At 71.6% G+C, this 3428-nt stretch carries 1 protein-coding gene; it reads right to left on the minus strand.

Annotated features, from left to right (window positions below; translation table 11 throughout):
- A partial coding sequence (locus ABZ749_RS32115) for a hypothetical protein (protein ID WP_357234449.1) occupies window positions 1-3428 on the minus strand: 3428 nt, incomplete at both ends.

Genomic DNA, 3428 nt, shown 5'->3' on the forward strand with positions numbered 1-3428 from the left:
GGGGGGCGGTCGGCTCGGGGGGCCGGCTACGCCGGTACAGCTCCGCCACCACAGCGCTCGGCACCCGGGGCCAGGTGGTGACAGTGCCGGTCTGCCGAACGACAGTGTGGACACCTGGTTCGTGTGACCGGTGAGCAGGCCGAGCTGGTCGCTGCGCGCCGGGTAGGTGACATCCCAGAGCGTGGCGGTGCCGTCGACGCTGGCAACGGCCAGCAACCCTCGGCTGGGACTGAACGCCACCGCGGACACCGCGGCGACGTGGCCCCGCAGGGTGCCGAGTCGCCGAGGGGCGGCGAGATCCGTGACGTCCCACAGGGCCACCGTGCCGTCCTGACCGCCGGTGGCAACGGTCTGCCGCCGCACCGCGTCGTCGTGGGCCCGGTCGAACGCGACGGAGGTCACCACGCCATGGTGGTCGGTCATCCGGGTCAGCTCGCGGGGAGCGCCTGCAACGGTGAGATCCCAGAGGATGGCGTTGCCGTCCGCGCCGCTGGTCGCGAGCGTCTGGTTGTCCGGGCTGAAGGCGACCGAACTCACCCAGCCGGTGTGAGCGCCGAAATGGGCGAGCCGCAGAGGATGGGCCCGGTTGGCCATGTTCCACAGGTCCACCGTTCCGTCCGCACTGCCGGCGGCGAGCAACCGACCGTCCCCGCTGAAGCGGACCGTCCCCACCGGGCCGTTGCCGCCGCCGAGCCGGACGAGCGCGCCCAGCCCGCTGCCGGCCCCACTCCTCCAAAGGATCACGGTGCTGTCGGTACTCGGGGTGGCCACGTACTGCCCGTCGGGACTGACCGCCACCGCGTTGACCCAGTTCGACTGGCCACCGAGCACGATGGTGCTCTGCACCGGCCGGTTGAGATCGGTGACGTCCCACTGCAGCACCGTGTGGTCCGCCGCGACGGTGGTGATCACCCGCCCGTCCTGCGGGCTGAACTGCACGGCGCGCACCGGGCGGCTGTGTCCGGTGAGCGAGAGGAGACGCTTCGGCCGCCCCGGATCACCGATGTCCCAGAGGAGCACCATCGCTTCGCCACCGCCGGTGGCCACCCTCCGCCCGTCCGGGCTGAACGCCACCGCGCCGACCACCTGGGTGTGCCCGACCAGCTGGCCGAGCCGACGCGCGCCAGGGACGTCCCAGATGATGGCCGTACCGTTGCTGTCGCCGGTTACCAGCGTGCGCCCGTTCGGACTGAAGGCCGCTGCGGCCACCCACCCGGTGTGGCCACTCAGGCGGGCGAGTCGACGGGGCCGGGTCGGATCGGCCACGTCCCACAGGGCCGTCTGGCCGCTGGCGTCGCCGCCGGCCAGCCGTCGCCCGTCCGGACTGAACACCACAGAGGACAGCCTGGTCCATTGATCGCGGAGCGTCCCGGTCAGGCGGGGCTGGGTGGGCTCGCTCACCTGCCACAGGGAGACGCTGCCGTTCGCGTCCCCGGCGGCCAGCGTCTGCCCGTCGGGGCTGAACGCCAGCGCGTCGACGCGGGCGCCGCCACGCAACTCGCCGACCCGCCGGGCGGTTGCCGTATCCCAGAGGATCACCCGGTTGTTCGCGCCGCTGCTCGCCACCGTCCGCCCGTTGGGGCTGAACGTCACGGCCGAGACCGTGCCCTGATGACCGACCAGGGTTCCCGCATATGGGCTGAGCAGGCTGGTGAGCATCCGCGCGGTGGTCGTCTGGTTGTGGTGGAGCCGGTGGGCTGCGATCTCGAGCATGAGCGCCAGTTGTGGTGCGTTGCCTCGGACGGTGTCAGCCCTGCCGAGCAGGGCGGCCGCGGTGGCGACCCGCTGCTGCTGTCGGGCGTCGCGTTGACCTTGAATGGCGAGAACGGTCGCGCCCAGGGAGATGATGAGCAGGACCGCCAGACCGCTGCGAACCCCGAGCCGGGTCGTCCGGCGGCGGCTCTCCGCGCGGGTGCTCTGCTGGAGAAAGGCCGTCTCGGTGGCCGTCAGAACGGGGTAACGCGCCGGGTCGGCGGCCCACCTTCGCGTGGCGCTCGTCGCGGCGACCAACTTTTCACCGCGGTACAGGTAGGACTGGTCCCGGTCGCGCGCGTGCCAGGCGTCGGCTTCGGCGGTGAGCTCGTTGTGGAGCGTCCGGTCGGTGCGATCGGATTCCAGCCATCCGGTCAGCCGTGACCAGTTGCTGAGCAACGCGTCGTGACCAATCTCCACGCCGTGGTCGCTGGCCATGACCAGTCGCTTCCGGGTGAACACGTCAACGACCAGGTCCACCTGCCCGTCCTGGCCGCAGACTTCGCGCAGGCTCGTCAAGGTCATCCGACGTCGGGCGAGCCGGCCGTCGGCGGTCAGGACGGTGAGATGGGTGAAGACCGCCCGCGCGGTCGCCTGCTGCTGGTCGTCGAGCCGCTGGTACGCCTCCTCGGCGCTGGTCTGCACGGCGTCGGCGACGCCACCGGCACGGCGGTATTCGAGCACCGTCAACCGGTCGCCCCCGCGGTGCTCCCAGGTGGTCAGCATCGCCTGGGACAGCACCGGCAGGACCCCGATATCGAAGCCCGAGCCGCTGGCCCGGCCGCGGAGATCGTGCAGGACGGCGTCGATGAGAGCCGGGTCAACCGTGACACCGGCCTCGGCGGCGGGGCCGGCGATCGCCGCTGTCAACTCCGCCTCATTCATGGGGCCGACGACGAACGGGCCCCGCTGCACCGACTCGCGTAGCTCGGGAAAGCTCATGATCTCGTCGAGGAAATCGGCGCGTACCGCCAGCAGGATCAACCCCGGCGGCGAATCCGCCGGGCCGACCGGTGTGCCTGCCATGGCGCGCAGCGCCGCCACGAACATCCGCCGTTCGGCGCCCTGGTCGGCCGGCCGTTCGCGGGCGAGCGTGAACAACTCCTCGAACTGGTCCACCACCATGACCACGCGGGCTCGTGCCCGCTCGTCTGACGACGCGGTGGCGCGGTTTGTTCGGAGGATCTGGGAGGCGATGAGCGCGGCCTGCCCGGGGTCGTCGACCAACGATCGGTTCACCGATGCGGCGTCCAGACCGGCCAGGTCGGCCAGATGGACCGCGAGTTCCCGAAGCGGGGTGGCCGTCGGGGTGAAAACCCGACGCGGCCAGCCCTCCGAACCTGGCTCCAGGTTCCCGGCGGCGAGTTGCGGCAGTAACCCGGCCCGGAGCAGCGACGACTTGCCCGCACCGGAGGCGCCGATCATCACCAGCGGCGCGGACAGGTCCAGCTGTTCGGCGAGGCGTTGCAGCAGCCCCGTGATCAGCTCGCGGCGTCCGTAGAACACCTCGGCGTGCCGCTCCTCGAACGGCGACAAGCCCAGGTATGGACTGCCGTCCCAGCGTGCTTCGACGTCCGTGCCGGTGCCATCGGCGGCGCGGGTACGCGCCTCGACCGCCGCGACCGTGTCCAGGATCCGCCGTACCGCCAGGGCCAGGTCGCGGGCCACCCGAGAAC

This window comes from Micromonospora sp. NPDC047753, assembly GCF_040642735.1.
Classification (GTDB): domain Bacteria; phylum Actinomycetota; class Actinomycetes; order Mycobacteriales; family Micromonosporaceae; genus Micromonospora.